The sequence below is a fragment of the Sphingomonas sp. Leaf25 genome, assembly GCF_001421635.1.
GTDB lineage: Bacteria > Pseudomonadota > Alphaproteobacteria > Sphingomonadales > Sphingomonadaceae > Sphingomonas.
On record NZ_LMKU01000003.1, the window covers coordinates 181,816 to 206,376 of the forward strand.

Below are 24,561 nucleotides of genomic sequence, written 5' to 3' on the forward strand. Positions count from 1 at the left end.
CCCCCGCCGGCAGCTTCACTTCGTAGGCATCTTCATGCCGGACATGTCGTGGCCGGCGTGATCGCCGCCCTTCTTCATGTCCTTGCAGCAATCGCCCTTGCCGTCCTTGCAGCAGTCGGCGCCGTCCTTGCAGCACGTCTTGTCGGCACAGCAGTCGGCCGCCGCGAACGCGGTGGCGGGAACGAGCGCGAGCGCGACAGCCGCGCCGATGAACCTGATCGTCTTCATGTAAGCATTCCTCGAATTACGTGATCGTTGGTGTGTTCGGTCGATCACGCGCTTCGCGGAGGTGGTGGAACCGGAGCACCGGAAAGGCCCTCTAGCGGCGGATGCAGCGAAGACGCATGCAGTGCCGGCTGCAGTCCGGGTTCGGCAGCAGCGATCTGCCGATCAGCTTCGGTGGCCAGGCAGGCCCCGGCGCACGCGCCAACCGCGGCCTTGCCCGCAGACCGATGGGTTGGGGCCGGACGGTCGCAATCCGCCATCGCGACTGGTCCGGAGGTCGGAGGCGCAGCCATCGCCATGGACTCACACAGCGGCCCCATGCGCACGAGCATCATCATGCCGAGTAGGAGCAGCGCCGATGCGCGGATGATGCGGCGAAGCGTCATGGGGCTCTTATAGGTCGGCCACATGAACGCGACCAGCACGATCAGTCGGCGCGTACCAGCGGCACGTCGTCGATGCTGGTGGTCCACGCCGGCGACTTGTTCTCGGCGCGCATCTTCCAGTCCCGCCTGAACCCCTGCGCCGCCGGCACCGCCGTGAACTTGCCGAACCGTCCGTTGACCTCGTCCAGCGCCGTCATCAGCCGCACGCGCCGATCGGTGTCGCCCTCGAACAGGGTGCGCGGTCGGAGATCGGCGGCAACCAGGTCGTCGAGCATGATGCCCGCCTTGGTGTAGGCATAGCCATCGCGCCATGCCGCCTCCACGCCCCGCCGCGCGGCGGAGAGCAGTTCGAGCGAGTCCGCCGTCATGGGATGCAGCGTGACCCGCCTCGCCCCCTGGTACTGGCCAGCCCCGGTCTTGAAGCGGTTGGTATGGAAGAAGACCGTCAGCTGGCCGGCGACCAGCCCATGCTGCCGCAGCTTCTCGCCCGCCCGCATCGCATACTGTGCGACCGCGCCCATGAGCGTATCGATGTCGTGCACCGGAGTTCCGAAGCTACGCGTCACCGCCATGCCCCTGCGCTGGGGCTCGATGACTTCGACCGCGCTGGCGGCGACACCCTGAAGCTCGGCGACGAGCCGCTCGAGCACCACGGTGCCCAGACCACGCGCCTGCTTCATCTGCATGTCACGGATCTGCCCGGCCGTGACGATGCCCAGGTCCGCCAGCTTCGCTGCGGTGGCGCTGCCGACGCCCCAGACGTCGCGAGCGGGGAATCGGTCCAGCACCCACGATCTGATCGTCTCGTCACGCAGATCGGCGACGCCGTCGAACAGGGGATTCTTCTTCGCGGCGGCGTTCGCCAGCTTCGCCAGCGTCTTCGTGGGTGCGATGCCCACGCAGGTCGGAATCGTCGTCCAGCGCCGCACCTGGTCCCGCATCGCATTGGCGTGATCGACGAGATCGCGGTCGGCGAACGGTTCGAGGTCGAGGAAAGTCTCGTCGATCGAATAGATCTCCACCTCGCTTGCGAAGTCCTCCACCGCGGCGACGACGCGACGCTGCATGTCACCGTACAAGGTGTAGTTCGACGATCGGACCACGACGCCGTGCTTGGTCAGGCGGTCGCGGATCAGATGGATGGGATCGCCCATCTTCACGCCAAGGGCCTTCGCCTCGGCAGACCGGGCTATCGCGCAGCCGTCGTTATTGCTGGCCACCACCACCGGAACGCCGGACAGGCTGGCGTCGAAGGCGCGCTCGCAACTGACATAGTAGTTGTTGCAGTCGATGAGCGCGATCGTGCTCACCGCCTGTACCGCCGCGCCAACGCAACTACGACGCCCCACACCTCGACCGTCTCGTCGACGATGATGCGCTCGTAGCCCTCCGCCTCCGGCACCAGCCACAGGCGTCCCGCCGACCGACGGAGACGCTTCATCGTCCGACTGCCGTCGACCAGCGCGACGACGATGTCGCCGGGACGCGCTTCCACTGCTCGGCTCACCACGACCAGGTCGCCGTCGGCGATGCCCGCATCGACCATCGAGTGGCCGGCCACGCGCATGACGTAGCTCGCCGCGGGGTGGTCGATCAGCCAGGCGGCGAGATCGATCGGCTCCTCCATGTCGTCCTGCGCCGGCGACGGAAAGCCGGCCGGCGTCGTCTCGACCAGAAGCCGCGCCTCGCTCGACACCATCTCGAACGGCAGCTCGTGCAGCGTCAGGTGTGGCATGCTTCCTCGCGGTAAGTTCATCCCGCCTTTGTAGGACGGAGTGAACATTCCGGGAACAGCTCGGACGCAGATTCTTTGCGCCGGATCCGGGGCATCCGGCCCGAGCAGCTGCCGTCAGTACCCGGCAGCGCTGCCGTGAAGGAACAAATCTACGCGTCCGGAAGGCCGAAGCGCCTCATCTCATCGGCCGCCGGCCCGGCGTTGCAGACCAGCGTCAAGCGTTTCTCGAGGTGTCCAGCGCAGTCTGCCCGTCGGACCTCACGGCGGATCGAGCCTCCGTCGAGGTGCTGCCGGTAACGCCGAAGACGATGACGTTGAACGGTGCCGGTTTCCCCTCGGAGTCGACGACGCCCATCGTGTGCCGGTCGAGGCTCCAGTCGCCCCACCGCCATGAGTCGCGTCCGGGAACCTGGACGACGACATACGATCCGCGCCGCAAGCGAATCGACGAGGGGTTCGCCCCGAAATCCAGACCGAGGTCAAAGCTCTGGATCTGCCTGTTCAGGAAACGGTTGGAGATGTTCTTCGTGATTCCGGCGGCAAGGCCGACAAGCTGCGGCAGCGCGGGCTGCAGGGTGCCCATGAGCTTCAGTCCTTCCTTGAACGCCGAGCTTTCAAGGACGTCGACAATCGCCTGGTCGCTGCTGCTGCCGATGCGGATCGTCGTAGCCTTGAAGGACAGTCCGTCCCCGGGGACGGTCAGGCCGGTGAAGATCGGCACGCCATTCACCGCCGCCCGATCATGGCTGTTGACGTTCAGCACGCTGGCGAACTGCAGGTCCTGCGCCTCGCTTCCAGCCTGGTCGCGCCCCTGGAAGTCGAACAGGACGCTGTGCGGGCTCAGGCCCGGGTATTCGTGAACCTGGAAGACGTCGAGCGTCACCTTGATCTGGGTGCCGATCAGCGACGGATCCGCCTCGGCCTCGAAGGCGGGCCGGATCGGCACCTGCGCCGCAGCAGGCTCGCCGGCGTTTCTCTCCTCGACGAAGCCGACGACGTGCGAGGTGTGGCTCCAGGCCTTGCCGAGCAGCCGCCCGATCCCCTGGCCACGAATGCCCGCTTCGCGCAGCAGCGCGGCGCCTTCGGTATCGCCGATCGCCTCCAGATAATCGGCCACCTGATCGTCGGGCTGGTACCCGAGGCTGCGCTCCTCGTCGAAATCGCTCATCGGCTACCTACCTGTGCCTGCGGCAGCACCCGGGTCCGTACGGATGCCGAGATGTCCGCGTTGATGGAGTCCGCCACTTCGATCGTGACGGCGAGAGCATATGGTATCTTCACGGCCGTCATGCCGGGCATCTTCGAGACGGCCTGCACGTTGATCTCGAACCCGCCGTCCTCGCCGAACGGAATGGCCTTGCGGTCGCCTTCGTAGACGGAGTGGATCAGGGTCCCACGACGGCCGAAGCCGATCGCCGGCTGGTGGCCGACGCGGTGTACGCCCTCCCACAGGTCCGACTTGCCCGTTCCGCCTAGCAGCGACAGCCCGACCGTGCGGTACTGCGAGCTGTTCGGCGATACGGGCGTCAGCCAGGCAAGCGTCACGACGATGCGCCTGAACTCCGCATAGGACCGGAGCTCGTCGGGCAGCGGAACGCGCCACATGTGGCGCTCGTCCTTGACGATGTGATCCTCCGCGAGCAGCGTGACGCGGTGCCCACCAGCGCCGAAGAGGCGCTCGGGATCCACCGCGCCATACCCCATGGCACGCGCAACCGCCTCCTTGCGACGCTCGTGATGGCCCGCCGGCGCATGGATGTCGATCATCGTGCGACCGAGTTCGCCCCAGCCGGCTCCATGAGCGATGAGCGCCTTCAGCACGCACGGCGCAGTATCACGGCGGTACCAGGGTCCAGACGCGTTGAGCGCTGGCGAGTCGTCGAGAACGTCGCCGATCAGCATGCCCGCGCGCGTCGCCAGCGCTGCCGCGTTGCTCGTGCCCGACGACATGCGGGTGAAGTCCAGCCGCCCGAGCGTCGGATCGGGCATCGCCACCCGCTGGCCGATGTAGTCGGCAAATTCGCGACCATGAACCTGCAGGATGCCGCCTTCCGTCGGGTGGGCCACCTGCCGCCCCCCTGGCAGCATCACGTCCGGCTTCACCGACCTGTTGAAGCCGTGACCAAGCCCCGACCCGAGGTTCGGTGCCGCCAGCGTACCGTACGGGTCGGTCTTGTTGGCAGGCAGCGTCAGCGTCGACCCGTCGCTGTGTGCGGCAGCTACGGTCAGCGAGTTCACCGATTCCGCAGGGGAAAACATCGTTCTCTTTGCCTTGGCCCCGTCGACGCCGCGCAGCATCTCGGCCTGCCGGTGCTCCGCCGACGCCTTCCTCATGTCGGCGGAGGTCGGATAGGCGGGCAGATCGAACGGATCGACGATGTTGCCCGCGCTCACCACGAACAGCACGCGGTACTTCCACGCGAGATGATCGAGCAGCCGGCCCCAGGGGCTCACCGCTCCCGCGAAGCCGAACGCCTCGTCGCAGATCGAATGGTTAATGATCACCACGTCGGGGCCGCTCGGCTCCTGGCCGCCCGTTCCGGCCTTCAGGTCCTCTACCGCGCGATAGATCAGCCGCAACGCCAGTCTGTCGCGCGGCGGTGTTTCTACCCCGCCGTCCGGCGCAAGCACGGGCACCACCTTCAGCCTGCGCCGGAGGGGCGGATTGTCCTCGTGCAGGTCGCCGCGCAGTATCAGCGAGGCCATCGCGGTGCCGTGATATCGCTTGGTCACCGGCGCGAGGCTGTCGGCGACGTCCAGCTCGACGACGTCGAGACGATTGCGTAGCTTCACGTGGTTCTCGATGGGCCAGCCGTCGATCAGCGCGCCAATCGACGCGCGGTCGGGATCGCCGTCGCCGTCCTCTTCGTCCGGAACCTGCTCGGTCACGGGCTCTTCGACGGAGAACCGGAAGGCGCTCTGCGGGCGGATCGACATGACGTCGTCGTCCAGCGCGATCGGTCCCGTCCGCGCGACGATCGAATCGATGGCGCTACCGGGCAGATGGACCAGCATCGAATGGTAGCGGATTTCGTCGACGCGGAACTCGTCCAGCACGCTGCCGCCGAGGGTCTCGACCGCCGATCGGAAGTCGGCGGCCGCCTCGTCGCGCCGCGCGGCATCGCCGCGGTACCAGAGGTCGACCTCGAGCCGCAGGTCCTGACCCGCTGGGCGGTACCGCTCGTCGGTCAGGCGTCGCCGCGTCGTCTCGGCGATCCGATCCTGCGGCCCCCAGGGGCGCAGCTGATGCAGCAGTCCGAACAGCTTCCACCAGTCGCCGTGGTGATCCGGCGGCTTCTTCTTTGCCGCGTATAGGTCCCAGAGCTTCCGCAGCGTCTCGAACGTGGCCTTGGTCGGCATGCCCAGATACAGCGTACCGGGCATCTCGTCGGCCGGGTGAACGTCGTCGTCCAGCAGGAAGTCGCCGTCCGCTTCCGTCAGCACGCCGTCCTGCTCGTCCAAGCCGGAATCCTCGTCATCCTGCTCAAGCGGATCGGAGCCGGGATCGAAGTACGACCTGACGCCGTGAAGGACTGCGACCTCCTCGGCCAGCCACTCCAGCCCGACCTTGCTCGCCGCGTTGACGAAGCGCGCGGGCGATCCGATGATCTCCATCACCAAGGCTCGCTCCGGGGCCAACGCGGATGGATCGTCGGCGACCTTGATGTCGTCGCGATCGAGGATGTCCCTGAAGCTCTTCTCGAGCACCGGACCGAGCCGCTGCACCTGCTGATCGACCGGAACGTTCCGGCGCTTGCGCCGGTCCGGCTGACCCTTGATGAAGTCGTGCTCCTTCGTTCTATCCCGCCCGAGCGGCAGTATCTCCCGCGCCATCCCCTACGTTCTCTCCCGCCTTGGGGCCGAACCGCCCCTTCCACGCCTTCAGCTGCTGCGTGACGACGGCCTTGGGCGACCCCTTCGCGAGCACGATCTTGCGCTTAACGTCCATCAGGAACTCCTCCGCCTCGGCGAAGCTCCCGCCTTCCAGGTCGCGCGCTAGCGCGGCCGGATCGATGCCCAGCGCCTTCCGGTCGGCGCCGACATGCTCGAGCCAGCGCCGGAAGTCGGCGCGCGTCGGCATCGGCAGCTCGAGGCGCAGCTGGAAGCGCCGCCATACGGCGCGGTCGAGCAGCTCGGGATGATTGGAGGCGCAGACGATCACCGTGTAGGAAGGAAGATCGTCCATCTGGAGGAGAAGAGATGAGACGACGCGCTTGATCTCACCGGTCTCGTGGATGTCGCCGCGCTCTTTGCCGAGCGCATCGAACTCGTCGAGGAACAGGACGCAGGGCGTCGAACGGGCGAATTCGAAGACACGCTTCAGCCGCGCAGACGTCTCGCCGAGGTAACTGTCGATCACGGCGTCGTAGCGGATGGTCAGGAACGGGACGCCAAGCGCGGAGGCGATGCCCTCGGCGAGGGTCGTCTTGCCGTTGCCCGGCGGGCCAGCGAGCATGACCCTGTGACGCGGCTCGAGCGAGTTCGCACGCAGGCGGTCGGCCTCGTGCTGCTCCTCGACGAGGTCGCGAACCTGCGCCTCGACCTCCGGCGGCAGCACCAGATCGTCGAGGCTGCGCCGGGCGGGGCGCTCGATGACGAGATCGCGGACCTTGTCGGGCAGGAACGTACCTCCGACCGCTCGAGGAGCCTGGCGCGACGGCGGCGCCACGGCACCGAGCGCCTTGGAGAGTCGGTCGGCGAGTGTATGATGCTGCTTTGCGCGCGCCTCCGCAACCAGCGCGGCCACTGTCCGCTCCAGCTTGGCATGATCGTTCTGTGCGCCGGCTTCCGCCAGCTGGATCACCAGGTCCGCTCTACTCATCGATACACCGCCACGGCCGAATCCAAGCGATCAGCCGCCCTTCCGTTCATTGACGCGCCTGCTCGCCAGGTCAAGGTCGAGCAGTGACGCCAAGTGTAACAGCATGTCACGCATCTGCGTAACGTTTTCTTCGGACATCGGCGGAATATCGATGGCGCCGGAGGCATGTGGGACCACGCCCGCCGCCATTCTCGACATCATCTTTCTCATTCGTTCAGGCCGTGGCACCGTGTCCCCGGAAATGTATCGATAAAGGTCGGTGCGGGTCACCTTGAGTTCGATGGCCGCAGCAGTCTTGCTCTGCTGCCGGCCTACGAATGCCCAAAGCGCAGTCCTGAAGCGATCGTTCTGATCCATCGCTGCGATGTGACACCTAGACGGTCGAAAAGCAACATCTAGCGTAACTTTTGACGATGGCCACGCGACGCAAATGGCCTACCCACCCGCATGCGCTGGCTCTACGAGCAGAGCAGCCTCAGCTATGTCGCCCGACGCAGATACCCTGACCCGTTCGTCTGGCGACAGGCACGGCCCGCCTAAGCACCTGGAATGGCGGATGGGCAATCCATCCGGAAACTCGTACGTCGCTCGCGTCGCGGCGTCGTCGCGGCGCGGGCATGCCGAAGGTACAGCGCGAGGTAGCTGTCGCTGGTACAGCGGCCATGGAGAAGCCACACAAGAAACCGCGGTTTTCTGCCGTTCTGCAATGTTGGCTTTTGATCCCGTAGGGGTCACCAGCGCAAGCATCAGCCATATATGCCTGCCGGTGACGAGGTTCTCCCTCATTAGTTGATGCGACCCTGTTATCGGTCGCCTTCTCCCGCGAATGGCCGATGCCGTCGAAAGGCAACAACCACCGCCTCCAAAATGGTCGACACCGTCGGATGTGAGGCCTTTGGACCTGTCTGCACATCCCTCGACCACCGTGCGCCGCTTTCACTTGGCGACGGCCTTCCGGTTGATAGCGCACCGCTTCGCCAGCGCCCTCGGTTTCTCCTGACGATGCCGTGCCGTATCGCCCGCCCGGCAAAAGCCGGGGATCGCCCATGTCGACCGGGTCCTCGCGTGTAGAACCTGTCCCATCATGTATTCTTGGTGCTTGCGCCGATGCTGTACCAGCAACTGCCAGGATCAAAGACCCGACATTCATGGATCAAATTCTATCGAGTGCGTCTTCTTCGCAGTCGAAAGAGCCGACCGCTATTCTTACTTATCCAGTAATAAATACTTCCATATTGTTACAGAATGTTTCTGAAACCTGTATCTCGATTATCTATGTAACTATAAAGACACAATCCGTGACGAATATATATTGTTCCCCTTCCGCCGGTTGCGATTGGTCAGGGTAGTTGATCTAGTAACGATCAGGGGCCGGCAGACCGCACAATGCCACGCAGGCCCTTTGATGCGCAGACGCTGCGCATCGGAAAAACAACAGGGGAACATCCTACATGGTAGCATTTCGCTCGCGATTGCTGACGACCACCGTATTCGCCGGCGCGGCGATCGCGCTGACGTCGCCGGCACAGGCACAGGTCGCCGAACCGACGGTCGGCACCGGGCTGCAACAGGAAGCCGGCACCGGCGACGGATCGGGCGACGAGACGATCGTCGTCACCGGATCGCGCATCCAGCGGCGTGACCTGACCTCGCCCAGCCCGATCGCGGTCGTGTCGGCCGAAGAGTTCCAGTTGACCGGCGCGATCAACGTCGAACAGGTCATCAACACGCTGCCGCAGGCGGTGCCCGGCACCACCGGCTTTTCGAACAATCCCGGCAGCGGCGCAGCGACGCTCAACCTGCGCAACCTGGGGGCCACGCGCACGCTGGTGCTGGTCAACGGTCGCCGCTGGATGTCGTACGACACCAACCAGATCGTCGATCTGAACACCATTCCCCAGTTCATGCTTCAGAACGTCGAGGTGCTGACCGGCGGCCAGTCGGCGACCTACGGGTCGGACGCGATCGCCGGCGTGGTCAACTTCAATCTTCGCCAGGACCTAAACGGCGCGATCATCGGCGGGCAATATGCGCTGACCGAACAGGGTGACGGCGCGCGCTATGACGTCAATTTCGCGGTCGGATCGAAGTTCGCCGACGGCCGGGGATCGGTGACGGTCTATGCCAACTACACCCGCCGCGAACCGATCTTCCAGGATGCGCGCGGCTTCTCGCGCAACGCGGCGGGCGACGGCTGCATCGTTCCCGGATCGACCAATTCGACCACCGGCATCGGCACCAATTTCGGCGGCGCGCTCGCGACCTGCGCATCGCGCGGTGGCGAAGTCGGCCTGATCCCGCAGGGTTCGGCGTCGACCCCGCTTGCCACCCTGCCCGGCATCACCACCGGCGGCGCGTCGCTTGGCTATGTGTTCAATCCGACCGGCGGCGGCACGCGCGCGTTCAACGATCCGGCCGATCTCTACAATTTCGCGCCCGACAACTATCTGATGCTGCCGCAGGAGCGCTATCTGCTCGGCGGCTATGGCAGCTATGAACTGGCCGACAACATCACCGGCTATACCGAAGTCGGTTTCGTCAAGAATTCGGTGCCGCAGGAACTGGCGCCGACCCCGATCGGCCAGGCGCTGAACCTGCAGATCGCCAGCCCGTGGTTCAACGAACAGACGCGCGGTCTGCTGCGTCCGCTCGATACCGACAACGACGGGTATGTCACCACCAACGTCAACTTCCGCTTCAACCAGTCCGGCCCGCGCAACGTCGATGCCAGCCGCACCGCGTTCCGCCTGCTCGGCGGCCTGCGTGGCAACATCACCGACAATCTGCGCTTCGACGTGTACTATATGTACGCCCGGACCGAGAATCAGCAGTATCAGCAGGGCAATATCTCGCGCAGCCGCTTCGCGGCGGCGACCGAGACGGAAATCGTCAACGGCACCCTGCGCTGCCGTGCCGCCGCAGCGCGGACCGCTGGCTGCGTTCCGCTTAACGTCTTCGGGCTCGGCCTCGCCGATCCGGCGGCGATCCGCTACGTCACGGTCAATTCGACCAACCTCGAACGTTCGGACATCCGCAACTTCGTCGCGTCGATCAACGGCGACCTCTTCACGGTCGGCAACAGCGTCGATCCGGTCGCCTTTGCCGCCGGCGTCGAATATCGCGGCATGTCGGCGAGCTATCGTCCCGACACCTTCCTGTCGTCGGGCGATGTCGCGGGCTTCAACGCGGGTCAGCCGACCAGCGGCGAATATGACGTGCGCGAAGTGTTCGGCGAACTGCGCGTGCCACTGGTGAGCGAAGGCTTCATCCACAAGCTCGAACTGACCGGCAACGCGCGCTATTCGGACTATTCGCTCGACGCCGTCGGTGGCGTGTGGACCTATGCCGGCGGTGCGCAGCTTTCGCCGATCCGCGACATCACGCTGCGCGGTCAATATGCCCGTGCGGTGCGTGCGCCGAACGTGCAGGACCTGTTCGGTGGCAACTCGACCGGCTTCCCCGCCGCGCAGGACCCCTGTTCGGATCGTGGCGCGGCCGGCAACCGGACCGAAGCGGTCCGCCAGCTCTGCATCGCCAACGGCGTGCCGGCGGCCAACGTCTTTACCCGCGCGGTACAGCCGAACGCACAAATCCAGGCCAATTTCGGCGGCGATCCCAACCTGTCGGAAGAAACGTCGGACACCTACACCGCCGGTGTCGTGTTCCGTCCGAGCTTCATCCCGCGGCTGAACGTGACGGTTGATTATTTCAACATCAAGGTCGAGGATACGATCGCGACCTTCGGCGGTGGCCTGAACGACGCGCTGTCGCTCTGCTTCACCGTCGCGCAGAACCTGACCAACCCGATCTGTTCGATCTTCCAGGGCGTGCGCAACACCACGACCGGGGCGATCGGCGAAACGTCGGGCGGGCGTAACCCGAACGTGCTGTCGGCCAACATCGCGACGCTCAAGACCTCGGGCATCGACGTTGCTGCCGATTATTCGCTGCCGGTCGACTTCTCGATCACCGGCGGGGATCGCTCGAACGTCAGCGTCTCGTTCCTCGGCACCTATCTCGACAAGTTCCGCAGCACGTCGGTGGCGGCGATTCCAGAGCGCGAGACGATCGGCGAAGGATCGGTGCCGAACGTACCGACGCTCAACCCGATGCCGAAGTGGGTTCATACCGCCCGTCTGAGCGTCTCGGACGGGCCGATGGTGTTGTCGTTGCGCTGGCGTTACCGGGGTCCGGTCAAGGACCGTCGCCTCGACAACACCTTCGTCGGACTGGTGCGCACGCCGCAGGACCCGGCATTGTTCCCCAACGCCCGGATCGGCGCGGTGAACTATTTCGACCTGTCGACCGCGTTCAAGGCGACCGACCGGCTGCAGATCACGATCGGCGTCAACAACCTGACCAACCAGAAGCCCGAAGTGCTCGGATCGCTTCAGGAACAGGCGAACACCTTCCCCGGCACCTATGACGTGCTGGGTCGCGACTTCTTCGTGGGTGCGCGGCTTCAGTTCTGACGCCGCCGTCAACGACGAACGAAAAGGGGGCATCCGCGGCAACGCGGGTGCCCCTTTTTTCGTGTCAGCGCGAGCCCACGTCGAAGGCGACGGTCATCCGCTTGCCCGTCGCGATCGGGCGGGTGCCGTGAAACAGGGTGCTGGGAAACAGCACGCAATGCCCGACACGCGGGACGATGGTGCGCAGCGGTGGCAGGTCGAGCCGCAGGTTGGCGGGTGGCCGCCCCAGTTCGAGCACACCGGGATCGCCTGCTGGCACCGCGAAATAGGCCGCCGACGACAATAGCCCATGGGGATGGACGTGGGGGGCGTGCCGCCCCGCCCCGCTCAGGCGGATCGACCAGCTTCCGGCGACGCGCCACGGCGCATCACGTGATCGCAGCAGCGGATGGGCCGGATCGGCATCCGGCAGGGCATGGCGATAGCGTTCGATCGCCCGCTCGACCGCCTGCGCCACCGCCCGCACCGCCGGTTCGTCCCGCTGGAACAGGGCGCCGCGCGTCTGGCTGCCGAGCTTGACCGATTGGCCGATCGGCATCGCCGCGCGGTCGTGCAGCGTGTCGAGCACGGCAACGGCGGCGGCGTGCGCATCGTGCGACAGGTCGAGCAGACGTTCCTGCACCAGCACCGGATCGCCGTGCAGCCAGAGGTGGAGCGGATCGTCCATCACCCGCCATGCCAGGTCGCGCAGGCTCCATGCCATCACATCGTCCGGGCGAACGCCAAGCGCCTGCGCCAGCAACGCCTCGGCCACATCGGGCCGGGCGGTGCGCAGCGCCTGTCGTGCCGCCGCGATCTGCCAGTCGGGCGTGGCGGGAGGCGCGGTCGCGAAGATTGCCGCCGCGCCGGCATCGTCCCCCGCTTCGCCGCGATAGACCGCCTCGTCGAGCAACAACGGATCGCGCGCGCCGATCCGTGCCCGGCTGCGCGCCAGTATCTCGGCCGCCGGAGCGTGGCGATCGACGCCGGCCAGCATCGCCGCCCATGACCGCTCGGCCGCGCCATCGGCATGGTACGGCACCGCCGCCGCATAATGATCGCAAAATTCCGCCCGGTCGCCCGCCGCCCAGCGCAGCGTGGCATGGAGTTCGAGCGCGTCGATCCACTGCGGAAGCTGCCCCGCCAGTTGCGCCGACAGGGCGAGCGCGCCGGCCCGGTCGCCCGCCGCCTCCAGCGCCTGTGCCAGTCCGTGGAGCAGCCACGGGTCGCCCGGCGTCACGGCCAGCGCCGCGTCATACCATGCGACCGCGCCGTCATCCCCCCGGTCGAGCGCAGTGCGCGCGCGGCCGTGGAGCGCGCGACGGTTGCCGGGATCGCGGCGCAACTGTTCGGCATGGCTGGCGGCGGCGGCGCGAAGATCGCCGCCCGCAGTTTCGGCGGCGGCGCGCGTGGTCCAGTAACGCGGCATGGCGGCGAGCGTCGCCTGACGCGCGGTCAGCGCGTCCGCCGCCTCGTCCGCCCGGCCGAGACGGGTGAGGACCACCGCACGGTTGATCGCCGCCTCCCCCAGCGCCGGATCGAGCGCCAGCGCGCGATCGAACAGCGCCAGTGCGTCGGCGGGGCGGCCCGCCCCGGCGTGGAAATTTCCGGCACTGTTGAGCAGCGCGGCGTCGCCCGGAAACGCCGCCACCGCCTGTGCGAAGCCGCGCGCGGCGGCGGCATCGTCGCCCCGTGCCGCCGCCGCCAGCGCCGCCGAGCGGAGCATTGCCGCGCTCACCGGTCGCGGAACCAGCCGGTGATCGAATAGCGTCCGACCGGCGCGAACGGCGGGACATAGCTCACCGCATGGGGGCTGGGCACCGCGAACAGGCTGAGCGCGTTGAACCGTGGTCGATAGCCGGCGACGATGTCGCCATCATCGTCAAGGAACTGGAGATAGCCGCCCCAGTCGGGCCGCCAGTCGAGCGCGCACAGCGACAGGACATAGGCGATGCGCCATCCCTCGCCGACATGGCTGTCGCTGTGTTCGGCAAGGAACTGGCCCGGCGCGAACAGCGTCGCCTGCGCATCGGCCTTGCGCAATTCGGGAATGCCGGTGACGCCGCGCACCAGATCGAGGAACGGCGTATCGTTGATATGTTCGAGCAGGATGTCGTGCCCCCCGCCCGGCGCCCATTGGCCGAGATAGGCGTCGAGGACCGGGTAGCGCGCATAGGAAAAGCCATAGTCCCGCCCGCGCATCGCCGTATCGATCGCTTCGCGGATGGCACCGCGTTCGCGCGCGTCGAGCGCGGCGAATTCGGCGGCGGTCAGGCCGACCGGCTTGCCCGTCCCCACGCCATAGGCGATGCCCCATGGCGTCCGTTCGGCGATCAGCCGGTGGAGCGCGCGCGCCGATGCGTCGGTCAGCACGTCGCGGATCTGCACCCGCCCGGCGGCGGCGAACTGCGCGGCCAGCGCCGGCCGGTCGAGCGAGGGGTTGAGCGCGAGCAGCTCGATCATGCGGGACGACGGGTCATGGTGGACCGGGTTTCGCGCAAGCCGCGCGACGGTGCAAGGCGCGAGCGTCCGATACGGGGCTTCTTTCGCGGGCCGATCGATGCCATGCCACCCGCACCGATGTTCACGCTCGACCCCGCTCTCGATCTCGCCGCGCTTGCCGACGCCTATCGCCGCGACGGGCGGGTGGTGATCGATCATCCGTTGCGCGCAGCAACCGCGCTGCTGCTTGCCGCGCATCTGCGGCAGCGCGGCGACTGGCGAAAACTGGTGTTGAGCGGCGAGCGGGTGGCCGAATTCGACCGCGCCGGATGGGCGGCGATCCCGGCGGACCGTGCCGAGGCGCTCAACCTCGCGGTCTATGCCGCCGCCCGCGCGGGATTCCAGTTTCGTTTCGACAGCATCCGCCTGTCCGATGCGCGGCGTGACCGTGACGCCGACGATACCCCGCTCGGCGGCTTCGCGCGCTGGATGTCGTCGCCGTCGATGCTCGCGGCGTTGCGGACGATCACCGGCGCCGACGATGTGCGCTTCGCCGATGCGCAGGCGACGGCCTATGCCCCGGGCGATTTCCTGACGGTCCATGACGATGCGGTGACGGGCAAGCACCGCCGCGCCGCCTATGTGTTCGGGCTGACCCCGCAGTGGCGGCCCGAATGGGGCGGGTTGCTGCTGTTCCACCGCAAGGACGGCGACCTGCGCGCGGTAGCGCCGGGGTTCAACCGGCTGACGCTGTTCGCGGTGCCGCAGGACCATAGCGTCAGCGAAGTAACGCGCGCCGCGCCGGCGCGACGCTATTCGATAACGGGCTGGCTGCGCGCCGAACCGCAGCCCTGATCCGGCGCACCTCGCCACGGCCACGCTTCGTGGGTAGGATGCCGGTGATGAAAGCCTTGCTCGCCCTCGCCGCCCTGCCGCTCCTCGCCGCCGCGCCGGTGCCCGATCCGGTATCGCCCGCCGCGCTGTCGGCCGATGTGAAGGTCCTCGCCAGCGATGCGTTCGGCGGTCGCGCCCCCGGCACGCCGGGCGAGACGAAAACGATCGACTGGCTGATCGCGCAGTTCAAGGCGGCCGGGCTGCAACCGGGGGGACCCGAGGGTAGCTGGACGCAGGCGGTGCCGCTGGTCCGCACCCGGATCGGCGAGGGCGCGGTGCGCGCCAACGGCGTCGACTGGACGCCGGGCAAGGACGTCTATCTCTCGACCGTCCGGCCGGTCGATCGCGCCGTCGTGCAAAAGGCGCCGCTGGTATTCGTCGGTTACGGCGTCAGCGCGCCCGAACGCGGCTGGGACGATTTCAAGGGCGTCGACCTGACGGGCAAGGTCGCGGTGTTCCTCGTCAACGATCCCGATTTCGAGGCGACGGCAGCGGACGATGCGAAAGGCAAATTCGGCGACCGGCGGATGACCTATTACGGGCGCTGGACCTACAAGTTCGAGGAAGCAGCCCGGCGCGGCGCGGTGGCGGCGCTGATCGTCCATGATACGCCGGGCGCGGGCTATGGCTGGGCGACCGTCACCGCGCCGGCGGGCGAGAATTACGACGTCGCCCGTCCCCCCGCCCCGCGCGTGATGCTGCAAGGCTGGATCGAGGGGGCCGCGGCCACGCGCCTGTTCGCCGCCGCCGGGCTCGACCTCGCGCAGCAACGTGCGGCGGCGCGGCGATCGGATTTCCGTCCCGTCGCGCTGTCGGGCGAAGGATTCTCCGCCGACCTGCCGGTCACGGTGACGCGCGCGACGAGCCGCAACGTGCTGGCCAAGCTGCCGGGGCGGACCCGCCCGGACGAGGTCGTGATGTATGGCGCGCATTGGGATGCCTATGGCGAAGGCGCGCCCGATGCGCAGGGCCGCCGTATCCGCCCCGGTGCCAACGACGATGCGCTGGGTACGGCGGGCGTCCTCGCCATCGCGCGCGCCGCCGCGCGGGCGAAACCGGCGGCGCGGACGCAGGTGTTCGCGCTGTGGACCGGCGAGGAGCGCGGGCTACTGGGGTCGGAAACCTATGCCGCGAACCCGGTCTATCCGGTCGCCACGACGGTCGCCAACCTGACGCTCGACATTCTCCAGACCGCCGGGCCGGCGCGCGACGTGCTGCTGGTCGGCGATGGCCAGAACACGCTGGAAGAGTCGCTCGCCGCCGCCGCGAAGGCGCAGGACCGGGTGGTCACGCCCGAGGCCTTGCCCGAACGCGGGCTATTCTACCGCGCCGATCATTTCTCGCTCGCGCGGCGCGGCGTGCCGACGCTGTTGTTGATGGCGATCAGCGGCGCGCCCGATCTGGTCGCGGGCGGGCGCGCCGCCGGGCAGGCATGGCTCGACGGCTATATGCGCTGCTATCACCAGACGTGCGATGCGTGGTCGGCCGACTGGGACCTGCGCGGCGCGGCGGCGGATGTCGATCTGGTCCGCAGGATCGGCTTCGATCTGGCGAACGGCACGGCATGGCCGCAGTGGCGCAGGGAATCGGAATTCGCCGCCGTCCGCAACGCCACCGCGTCGCAGCGGCGGCCACGCGCTCAATAGGCCACCGGATAGTCCTTGCGGAAATCCTGCCCGGCATAGGCGCGGCGCATCGTCCATGGCAGCGCCGGCGCGGTCCAATACGGGTCGCTCGCCGGCAGGCCGAGCGCGACCAGCCCTTCGGACGCGATATACATGCTGCCGGCGTTGGAATACCAGTCGCCCAGCGTCGGCTGCGCGCGGGTGAAGCCGATCGTCAGATAGCCGTTCGCGTCGAAATTGCCCGGATCGGCGAACACCCGCCGCGCGGCGGCGAGCGTCGCCGCACGGACCTGCCCGCCAGGCAGCGTTTCGGGCAGCCAGCCGCGCCATGCCAGCACCCCCAGCACCTGATGCGCGGCGATGCGATAGGTCAGCGACCGGCCGATCGCGGCATAGGCCCCGTCGGGTCCGATCATCCGTTCGAGATGTTCGCCGAAGCGCTGCATCCGTTTCAGCGCGCGGTCGAATTCGGCCTGCGGCTTCAGGTTGTTGAAGCTCGCGCCGCCCTTGGCCAGCACGTCGAGTATCTGCACCATCATCGGGTGGATGACGTAGCTGTTGTAATAATCGAAGTGGAAACCCGCGCCGTCGTTGTACCAGCCGTCACCAGCATACCAGTCGCCCGCGAACAGCTTGATCGTCATGTCGACTCGCATCGGGTCCCAGTCCTCGCCGATCGAGAACAGGAACGCTTCGTTCATGCAGGCGAACAACAACCAGTTCTGGTAGGGCGGCGATACCGATCGCTGGCGTTTGATCGCCTCGACGATCCGTCGTTTGGTGGCGGTATCGAGCGGGTCCCACAAAGCCTTGGGCGCACGCAGCAGCGCGCTGGTGAAATAGGCGCTGTCGACCAATGTCTGCCCGCCGATGTCCCAGCCGAGCCGGTCGGGGCTGTTCGGATCGACCGAGCGGGCAAAGGCGTCGAGCGTATGGTTGCGCAGCCGCCGCCGCAACCGCCCTTCCGCGTCGTCGCTGTCGGGCAACGCCAGCCACGGGGCGATCCCGTCGATCAGCCGCGCGAAGGCCTCCAGATAGGCGACCTTGAGCGGGCGGCCGTCCCATGTCGGGCTGACCGCCGGCGTCCATGTCCGCTGGAGTTGCCCGCGCGACATCGGCCCGAGGATCGGCGTCGCCATCCGGTCGAGCAGGGCGAGCAGCCAGGCGCGGTCGTCGCCTCCGGTCGGCAGCGTTCCGCCGGACTGCGCGGTTGCACCGGAAGCCAGCGCCGCCGCACCGCCGCCCGCCAACGCTCCCAGAAATTCGCGCCGTTCCATGTATTGCGTCCTCAGCGAGTTACGCGGTCGAGCGCGGCGATCTGCGTCGCCGCCAGCAGGAAGCCGCCGACGCCGTAGAACTGGGTATCGTCGGCCTGCACGCTTTCGGGCCGGTCGCTGACCTGCTGTACCCAGCCCAGGCGGCCATCGGGGCGGATCGACCGTTCGAGCGCCGCCCAGCCCGCCCGCGCGACCGGGGCATAGTCGGCGCGGGGCAGCAGCCCGGCATTGACCCCCCATGCCATGCCATAGGTGTAGAAGGCGGTGCCGCTCGATTCGGGTGGCGAATCCTCGGGCGCAAGCAGCGAGGGCGCCCAATAGCCGTCGGGCTTCTGCACGCGCTTCAGCGTCGCCGCCATCGCGCGGAACAGCGCTTCCATCCGCACCCGGTCGGCGCTGCCCTTCGCCAGCAGGGGGATGGTCCGCGCCATGCCGGCAAAGACCCAGCCGTTGCCACGGCTCCAGAACTGCTTGCGCTGTTTCGCGTCGCGACGTTCGAAGAAGCGGCTGTCGCGGTAATAGAGCTGTTCGACCGGATCGAGCAGGAAGTCGGTCGTCGCCCAGAACTCGCGCATCGCGAAGTCGCGATATTTGGAATTGCCGGTCTGGCGCGACAGCTCGGCCAGCGCGGGCGGTGCCATGAACAGCGCATCGCACCAGCACCAGCGCGTCAGGCATTCGGTAGCGCCATAGCCCGATGGCGGCACCGCGAAGGCGAGCGTGGTGACGGCGGGCCGATCGACGATATGGTCGAACGTCGCGGTGGCGGGACCGCGCGCCGCCGGCCCCGCGCCATGCGCCGCTGCCCACAGATAGCTTTGGGTGATGGCATGGTCGTCGGCGAAATAGGGCTTCTCGCCCGGCGTCCAGTCATTGGCGCGGCCCATCGCCAGAATCGCGTCGCGGATACGCGGCGGCGCGCCGGCATCGGCCAGCGCGGTCATGCCGACCCAGAACACCGCCTGTTCCCATGCGCGCGGTTTGCGCGTCTCGCCGGTCGCGCGGCTGACATGCGCCGCGTCGTTCATCCGCGCGAGCTGCCAGTCGGCCAGCGCCACCGCCCGCGCCAGCGGGGCTGCGCGCTGGTCGGCCGGCGCCACGGCCGGCGGGGGCGCGGTGGAAGCGGCGGGCGATGCGAGGGCGGCGAGGAGGAGAGCGATCATAAAAGAATTGTCATACAAGACGCGATGCCAGTCAATTGCATCGCGTCCGCCCTCTCCCTGCTGGCACATTCGCCCAATGGTCGCGGGTTGGAACATGGTCTGTGCCGGGCGATCGGCGTATCGTGCCGGTGGGACGATCGACGGCGGGGAACGGGCGGATGGCGGATTGGACATACGGGCTGGCGATCCTGCCGCTGCTGGTCGCCGGCGGCAGCGGATCGGCGCAGGTCCCGCCCAGTGGCTATGCCGCGCGGATGATCGACGCACCGCCGCCCGCGCTGAACCTCGATCCCTTCTATCGCCGCCACATCGACGCGGGTGGCATCCCGATCCTGTCGTCGGCGGCGGTGCCCGACGAGGCGCTGTTGCTGGCGCGCGACATCGCGGTGGCGATGGTCGCCGACCGGCCCGACCTGCGCCGGGCGATGATCGCCTCGGGCCTTCGGGTGGCGATCATGGGTGTCGACGAAGGCACGCTCGACCTGCCCGAACAGCGCGACTGGAAGAAACCGGCGATCGACGATCCGCGCCTGACGATCTGCGAACGCAAGCTCTACCCCGACCGGATCGGCCGGCTGAGCGACCGCGAATACTGGAACAACCGGGCGCGCGGCATGGGCGGGCAACTGACCAGCGCCGCGACCGAGAACCTGCTCGGGACGCCCGGCACGCGCTATTACGGCGAGAATATCTTCGTCCATGAATTCTCGCACGCGATCCTCGCCGCCGCGCGGACGGCCGATCCGGCGTTCTATGGGCGGGTCGAGGCGGCCTATCGATCGGCGATGGCGAAGGGCATGTGGAAGGGCGAATATGCCGCCGTCACGCTCGACGAATATTGGGCGGAGGGCACGCAGATCTGGTTCAATTCCAACCGGCTGGCGGTGGTCGACGGGCGACGCATCCTGTCACACGACGATCTGGCCGGCTATGATGTGGCGCTCTTCAACGTGCTGGGCGAAGTCTATGGCACGCGCCACCGCCTGCCCGGCGACGTGTTCTACCAGCATCCGGCGCGCACCCCGCCGGGGCCGGTCCCCGCCTCGACCGCCGAGGTCTGCTGACCGTTCAGCCGCACGCCGGGCTGTCGCCGACCGGCGGCGGTGGCGGTGCGGCGCGCGGAGCAAGCGCCTCCCATTCCTCGACTGCCAGCCCGGCATGGCGATCCGCCGTGCCCGACGCGACAAGCACCGCACGCAGACAGCGGGTGGTGACGGGAGCGAAGCGCACCGACGGCCATTCGCCGGCGCGGGCGGCGGGCAAGGCGGCGGCGATCCGGTGCCAGCCGTCGCGCCAATATTCCAGATGCCATGCGGCCGGCGGAGCCACTCTGTCGACCGCGCCGGCCGGACGATCCGCCCAGAACCGGATGCGACTGCCATTCAGCGTCACCGCCCGTGGCCAGCGATATTCGATCCAGTGCCGTTGCACGCCGTCCGCGGCCGCGCTGGCCCACAGGTCGGGGGGCAGCGGTGCGGCGCGCACGATCCCGTCGTTCAGCGCGCGCAGCCAATATTGCACCGGCACCGGCTCGTTCGACGCATGCGGGGCCGCGCCGCCGGCCACGTTGCGCGTCGGCCGGAGCGGCGGGAGCGGCCGCCGGGTCGGCCGGACCGGACGGATCGCCGCGGGTGTGACGCTGTCGTCCCATGTCATCCGGTCGATCGCCACGCTGCGCCGGAAATGTCCGCCGCCCACCGCATCGGCGGTATGATAGGTCAGATACCATCGCCCCTTGAACTCGACTGCGCCGGCATGGCTGGTGGTCGAGCTGACCGGGCGCAGCACGACCCCGCGATAGGTCCATGGCCCGAGCGGCGTGGGCGCGCTGCCATAGGCGATGCAGGCATGATACAGCGTCGGCGTGCAGGGCGACCCCGGCCCTGCATTATTGCCCGCATAGAGCAGATAATAGGTGCCGCGCCGCTTCATCAGCCACGGCGCCTCGAAGAAGCCGGTGAGCGACGACACCGCGACCGGCGAGCCGATCGGCGTCACCATGTCCGCCGCCAGCTCGATCCCGCGCAACTGGCCGAAGGTCCCCCAATACAGGAACACCCGCCCGTCGTCGTCGACCAGCACTGTCGGGTCGATATTCTGGATGGCGTTGGGCACCGGCAGCGCCTGCGACACGATCGGCCCGGTCGGGTGCGCGTCGCGCCATGGCCCCGGCATCCGCTCGGCCACCGCGACGCCGATCGCGAACCGGTCGCGCTGCGCCGCGTCGCGGGTCTCGACCGGGGCATAGAGATAGAAGCGCCCGTCGCGCCCTATCACCACCTGCCCGGCATAGGCCCGCCCCGGCATCGCCCAGGCGAAGACCACCTCGGGCCGCGCGATCGCCGGATAATGCGTCCAGTGGCCCGACGCCGGATCGCGGGTGGCGAGCGCCTGCCATTCGTTCATGATGAAATCATTGACCCCGGGCGGGGCCTCGTCGCGCCCGGCCCATATCCACAACCGGTCGCCATCGACCAGCGGCGCCGGATCGGTCGAATAGGTCCGTCCATCGGCAAGGATCGGATTGCCCGGCGCGACCACCGGGCGGGCGGTTTGCGCCGCCAGTCCGGCCGGTAGCAGCATCGCCGTCGCCATGGCCCGATACCAGCCGGTGCGCCCGCGCCTTGGCGCAGCTCGATCGATAGCATGTGTCACCCGGTTCGCTCCCCCCTCGCCAGACCGGTGTAGTTCTGTATACGATATAAGGAAAGCTGGTGCGGGTTGATTCGGCCCCGGCCCAAGGGGAAAAGGGTTCCGATGAACATGCTCCGGTCGTCGACATGCGCGATGCTGCTGCTGACCGCCGCCGTCCTGCCCGGTTCGGCGGCGATGGTCGCGGCGCAGGAGCGTGTGGCAACGCCGGTCCATCCGCCGGTCGCCACCACCCCCTATCGCATCGGCAACTTCGCGGTGCGGTTGCGCAGCGATACGCAGACGCTGGCCAGCCTGCGTCCCGATGCCGATCCGGCGTTCGACTTCGTGCCCGCCGGCCGCGAAGCCGAACGCGCCGGCGATGGCTATGTCCATCTCGGCGACCTGCATCTTCGGCTGCGGACGCCGGACGGCGAATGGCGCGATTTCGCGTCCGCCAGGCAACGCCGGCCGATCCGTGGGCTGCCTCTCGCGCCCGGCGTGGTCGCGGCGGCGGACATCACCGCGACCATGGGCGACGGCATCCCGCTCACCGTCGAGCGCCAGTGGATCGATACCGGTGGCATGCCGGTGCTGCGCTTCGTCCTTGCCAACCCCGGCACGGTCCCGGTCGAGGTCGGGGCGATGGGCATGCCGATGGTGTTCGACAACATCATCACCGATCGCAGCCTCGACGAAGCACATGCGCAGGCCAGCTTCGTCGACCCCTATATCGGGCGCGACGCGGGCTATCTTCAGGTCACGCGGCTGAACGGTGCCGGCCCCGCCCTGCTCGTCCTGCCCGAAGCCGGCACGCCGCTGGAAGCATGGCGGCCGATCCCGAGCGAAAAGGACGCCAAGGGCCAGTCGTTCACCGACCGCAGCCCGCGCGGGCAAACCTCCGAAGGCTTCTACGACTGGACGGTCGCCAGCGCCGCCTATGCGAGCCGCGAATGGGCAAAGGCCGACGACCAATGGAACCGGCCTACCGGCTTCACCCTTGCCCCCGGCGAACGGCGCAGCTTCGGCGTGCGGCTGGTCCAGTCGCCGACGATCCGCGCGATCGAGACGACGCTTGCCGCCAACGCACGGCCGGTGGCGATCGGCGTGCCGGGCTATGTCGTGCCGACCGATCTCGACGCCAGACTGTTCGTGAAGGCGCCGCAGCCGATCGCACGGATCACGGTCGAACCGGCCGATGCGATGACGCTCACCCGCGCCGGCGAGGTGAACGGGTGGCAACGGATTGCGGTGCGCGGGAACGGCTGGGGCCGGGCGCGTGTGTCGATCGGCTTTGCCGACGGGTCGGTGCAGACGGTCAGCTATTTCGTCACCAAGCCGCTGGATCGGACGATGGCCGATCTCGGCCGCTTCGCGACGACGAAACAATGGTTCGAGGGGGCGGGCGACCCGTTCGGCCGATCGCCGGCGATCCTGACCTACGACAATGATGCCAAGGCGATCGTGACACAGGAACCGCGCGTCTGGATCGCGGGGATGAGCGACGAGGGCGGCGGCGGAAGCTGGGTCGCGGCGATGATGAAGCAGCTCGACCACCCCGACGCCGCCGAGGTCGCGAAGCTGGAACGGATGGTTGACGAAACCGTGGCCGGCCGGTTGCAGGTCGAAGGCGGGCCGAGCGATGGCGCGGTGCGCAAGAGCCTGTTCTACTATGATCCGGCGCTGCATCCCGGTGCCTATGACCCGGCGGCGAACTGGACGACGTGGACGTCGTGGTCGAAGAAGGACGCGAACGACCTCGGCCGCGCCTATAATTATCCGCATGTCGCGATCGGCCATTGGGTGCTGTATCGCACCGCGCGCAACCATCCGGGGCTGGTGACGCGGCACGACTGGCGCTGGTATCTCGACCGCGCCTACGCGACGACGGTGGCGATGATGCGCGACGCCCCGCATTATGCCCAGTTCGGGCTGATGGAAGGCGACGTGTTCCTCGACATCCTCCGCGACCTGAAGCGCGAGGGGATGACCGCCCAGGCGACCGCGATGGAAGCGCTGATGCGCGGCCGCGCCGATCACTGGAAGGCGCTGAAATATCCCTTCGGCAGCGAGATGGCGTGGGATTCGACCGGCCAGCCCGAAGTCTATGCGTGGATGCGCTATTTCGGCCACCAGCCACAGGCGGACACGACGCGCGAGGTGATCCTCGGCTATGATCCGACGATCCCGCACTGGGGCTATAACGGCAACGCCCGGCGCTATTGGGACTTTCTCTACGGCGGCAAGGTGCCCCGGATCGAACGGCAGATCCATCACTACGGATCGACGCTGAACGCGGTGCCGCTGTTCGATGCGTTCCGGGCGGACCCGGCCGACCTGCACCTGCTGCGCGTCGCCTATGGCGGGTTGATGGGCGGGATCACCAACATCGATCGCGACGGCTTTTCGTCCGCCGCCTTCCATGCCGCGCCCGACATGCTGAAATGGGACGCCTATTCGGGCGACTATGGCATGGGCCTCTATGGTCACGCGATCGCGGCGGCGACCTATGTCGTCAACGATCCGACCTTCGGCTGGCTGGCCTATGGCGGCAATCTCGCGCAGGCGAACGGCGCGCTGACGGTCATGCCGAAGGACGGCGCGCGCAGCCGGCTGTTCATCGCGCCGGCGAAGGCATGGATCACGCTGGCGGCGGGCAAGATCGCCTCGGCGCGCTATGTGCCCGCGACCGGGGCGATCACGCTGACGCTCGACCCGGCCGATGCCCATACTCCGGCGGCGCGGCTGATGGTGGAGGCGAGCGCACCCGACGCCCTGCCCTATCGCCCGGTACGCGGTGTGCCGGAGCGCGGCGGCTACACCATCGCGCTCGGCCGGGGCACGACGACCGTGGAACTGCGGACCGGGGCACGCCGCAAAGCCCGTTGAGCTTTCCGGCATCCAGCCTAT

17 protein-coding genes are annotated in these 24,561 nt (G+C 67.9%); 5 read left to right on the forward strand and 12 right to left on the reverse strand.

Going from position 1 to position 24,561, the window contains the following annotated elements; genetic code table 11:
• Positions 1–15: 15 nt before the first annotated feature.
• From ASE78_RS02455 to ASE78_RS02485, 7 genes are all read right to left on the reverse strand, one after another.
• Complete coding sequence (locus tag ASE78_RS02455; RefSeq protein WP_056492742.1) at positions 16–228, reverse strand: hypothetical protein; 213 nt, start codon at positions 226–228, stop codon at positions 16–18.
• Between the two features lie 424 nt (positions 229–652).
• Positions 653–1,921 carry a Y-family DNA polymerase gene (locus tag ASE78_RS02460; protein ID WP_056492745.1) on the reverse strand — a complete coding sequence of 423 codons (1,269 nt, stop codon included), beginning with the start codon at positions 1,919–1,921 and terminating at the stop codon, positions 653–655.
• Entirely contained in the window at positions 1,918–2,346 is a 429-nt protein-coding gene (locus ASE78_RS02465) for a LexA family protein (RefSeq protein ID WP_056492748.1), read from the reverse strand. Before ASE78_RS02465 ends, ASE78_RS02460 begins: the two co-directional genes overlap by 4 nt.
• A gap of 214 nt (positions 2,347–2,560) precedes the next feature.
• Positions 2,561–3,514: a hypothetical protein gene (locus ASE78_RS02470; RefSeq protein WP_056492750.1), complete on the reverse strand. Its 954-nt coding sequence runs from the start codon at positions 3,512–3,514 to the stop codon at positions 2,561–2,563.
• A complete protein-coding gene (locus tag ASE78_RS02475; protein WP_056492753.1) occupies positions 3,511–6,180 on the reverse strand; it encodes a S8 family peptidase in 2,670 nt (889 codons plus the stop codon). Before ASE78_RS02475 ends, ASE78_RS02470 begins: the two co-directional genes overlap by 4 nt.
• A complete protein-coding gene (locus ASE78_RS02480) occupies positions 6,146–7,150 on the reverse strand; it encodes an AAA family ATPase (protein ID WP_200910976.1) in 1,005 nt (334 codons plus the stop codon). Before ASE78_RS02480 ends, ASE78_RS02475 begins: the two co-directional genes overlap by 35 nt.
• A gap of 48 nt (positions 7,151–7,198) precedes the next feature.
• The gene (locus ASE78_RS02485; RefSeq protein WP_056492759.1) at positions 7,199–7,525 is read right to left on the reverse strand and encodes a hypothetical protein; all 327 of its coding nucleotides are present in this window, start codon (positions 7,523–7,525) and stop codon (positions 7,199–7,201) included.
• Between the two features lie 1,094 nt (positions 7,526–8,619).
• Between ASE78_RS02485 and ASE78_RS02490 the strand changes: the two genes are divergently transcribed.
• A complete protein-coding gene (locus tag ASE78_RS02490; protein WP_082466951.1) occupies positions 8,620–11,640 on the forward strand; it encodes a TonB-dependent receptor domain-containing protein in 3,021 nt (1,006 codons plus the stop codon).
• 64 nt (positions 11,641–11,704) lie between these two features.
• Here ASE78_RS02490 and ASE78_RS02495 read toward each other — a convergent pair whose 3' ends face one another.
• Positions 11,705–13,357 carry a putative 2OG-Fe(II) oxygenase gene (locus ASE78_RS02495; protein ID WP_156351245.1) on the reverse strand — a complete coding sequence of 551 codons (1,653 nt, stop codon included), beginning with the start codon at positions 13,355–13,357 and terminating at the stop codon, positions 11,705–11,707.
• Positions 13,354–14,082, reverse strand: coding sequence for a 2OG-Fe(II) oxygenase (locus tag ASE78_RS02500; RefSeq protein WP_056492768.1), 729 nt, complete (start codon positions 14,080–14,082; stop codon positions 13,354–13,356). The genes ASE78_RS02495 and ASE78_RS02500 overlap by 4 nt, the downstream gene beginning before the upstream one ends.
• Positions 14,083–14,097: 15 nt before the next feature.
• On the opposite strand from ASE78_RS02500, the gene ASE78_RS02505 reads away from it, so the two are divergent.
• Together ASE78_RS02505 and ASE78_RS02510 are read left to right on the forward strand one after the other, a co-directional pair.
• Positions 14,098–14,916 carry a 2OG-Fe(II) oxygenase gene (locus tag ASE78_RS02505; RefSeq protein WP_235514847.1) on the forward strand — a complete coding sequence of 273 codons (819 nt, stop codon included), beginning with the start codon at positions 14,098–14,100 and terminating at the stop codon, positions 14,914–14,916.
• Positions 14,917–14,963: 47 nt separating this feature from the next.
• Positions 14,964–16,601 carry a M28 family peptidase gene (locus ASE78_RS02510; RefSeq protein ID WP_156351246.1) on the forward strand — a complete coding sequence of 546 codons (1,638 nt, stop codon included), beginning with the start codon at positions 14,964–14,966 and terminating at the stop codon, positions 16,599–16,601.
• On the opposite strand, the gene ASE78_RS02515 is transcribed toward ASE78_RS02510, so the two are convergent.
• Entirely contained in the window at positions 16,595–17,857 is a 1,263-nt protein-coding gene (locus tag ASE78_RS02515) for a DUF2264 domain-containing protein (protein WP_056492771.1), read from the reverse strand. The genes ASE78_RS02510 and ASE78_RS02515 overlap by 7 nt on opposite strands.
• Positions 17,858–17,868: 11 nt before the next feature.
• Entirely contained in the window at positions 17,869–19,020 is a 1,152-nt protein-coding gene (locus ASE78_RS02520; RefSeq protein ID WP_082466952.1) for a glycoside hydrolase family 105 protein, read from the reverse strand.
• Between the two features lie 158 nt (positions 19,021–19,178).
• On the opposite strand from ASE78_RS02520, the gene ASE78_RS02525 reads away from it, so the two are divergent.
• The gene (locus tag ASE78_RS02525) at positions 19,179–20,084 is read left to right on the forward strand and encodes a glycoside hydrolase (RefSeq protein ID WP_235514848.1); all 906 of its coding nucleotides are present in this window, start codon (positions 19,179–19,181) and stop codon (positions 20,082–20,084) included.
• A gap of 4 nt (positions 20,085–20,088) precedes the next feature.
• Here ASE78_RS02525 and ASE78_RS02530 read toward each other — a convergent pair whose 3' ends face one another.
• Positions 20,089–21,615: a family 43 glycosylhydrolase gene (locus ASE78_RS02530; RefSeq protein ID WP_056492774.1), complete on the reverse strand. Its 1,527-nt coding sequence runs from the start codon at positions 21,613–21,615 to the stop codon at positions 20,089–20,091.
• Positions 21,616–21,777: 162 nt separating this feature from the next.
• On the opposite strand from ASE78_RS02530, the gene ASE78_RS02535 reads away from it, so the two are divergent.
• Positions 21,778–24,540 carry a DUF5695 domain-containing protein gene (locus tag ASE78_RS02535; protein ID WP_056492777.1) on the forward strand — a complete coding sequence of 921 codons (2,763 nt, stop codon included), beginning with the start codon at positions 21,778–21,780 and terminating at the stop codon, positions 24,538–24,540.
• Positions 24,541–24,561 lie beyond the last annotated feature (21 nt).

Excerpts from the sequence above, each read along its gene's own strand:
- ASE78_RS02485 (WP_056492759.1), bottom strand. The coding sequence starts at position 7,525 with ATGGATCAGAACGATCGCTTCAGGACTGCGCTTTGGGCATTCGTAGGC.
- ASE78_RS02470 (WP_056492750.1), bottom strand. The coding sequence starts at position 3,514 with ATGAGCGATTTCGACGAGGAGCGCAGCCTCGGGTACCAGCCCGACGAT.
- ASE78_RS02515 (WP_056492771.1), bottom strand. The coding sequence starts at position 17,857 with ATGGAACGGCGCGAATTTCTGGGAGCGTTGGCGGGCGGCGGTGCGGCG.
- ASE78_RS02490 (WP_082466951.1), top strand. The coding sequence starts at position 8,620 with ATGGTAGCATTTCGCTCGCGATTGCTGACGACCACCGTATTCGCCGGC.
- ASE78_RS02510 (WP_156351246.1), top strand. The coding sequence starts at position 14,964 with ATGAAAGCCTTGCTCGCCCTCGCCGCCCTGCCGCTCCTCGCCGCCGCG.
- ASE78_RS02525 (WP_235514848.1), top strand. The coding sequence starts at position 19,179 with ATGGCGGATTGGACATACGGGCTGGCGATCCTGCCGCTGCTGGTCGCC.
- ASE78_RS02530 (WP_056492774.1), bottom strand. The coding sequence starts at position 21,615 with ATGGCGACGGCGATGCTGCTACCGGCCGGACTGGCGGCGCAAACCGCC.
- ASE78_RS02455 (WP_056492742.1), bottom strand. The coding sequence starts at position 228 with ATGAAGACGATCAGGTTCATCGGCGCGGCTGTCGCGCTCGCGCTCGTT.
- ASE78_RS02475 (WP_056492753.1), bottom strand. The coding sequence starts at position 6,180 with ATGGCGCGGGAGATACTGCCGCTCGGGCGGGATAGAACGAAGGAGCAC.
- ASE78_RS02465 (WP_056492748.1), bottom strand. The coding sequence starts at position 2,346 with ATGCCACACCTGACGCTGCACGAGCTGCCGTTCGAGATGGTGTCGAGC.
- ASE78_RS02535 (WP_056492777.1), top strand. The coding sequence starts at position 21,778 with ATGAACATGCTCCGGTCGTCGACATGCGCGATGCTGCTGCTGACCGCC.
- ASE78_RS02520 (WP_082466952.1), bottom strand. The coding sequence starts at position 19,020 with ATGATCGCTCTCCTCCTCGCCGCCCTCGCATCGCCCGCCGCTTCCACC.
- ASE78_RS02500 (WP_056492768.1), bottom strand. The coding sequence starts at position 14,082 with ATGATCGAGCTGCTCGCGCTCAACCCCTCGCTCGACCGGCCGGCGCTG.
- ASE78_RS02505 (WP_235514847.1), top strand. The coding sequence starts at position 14,098 with ATGGTGGACCGGGTTTCGCGCAAGCCGCGCGACGGTGCAAGGCGCGAG.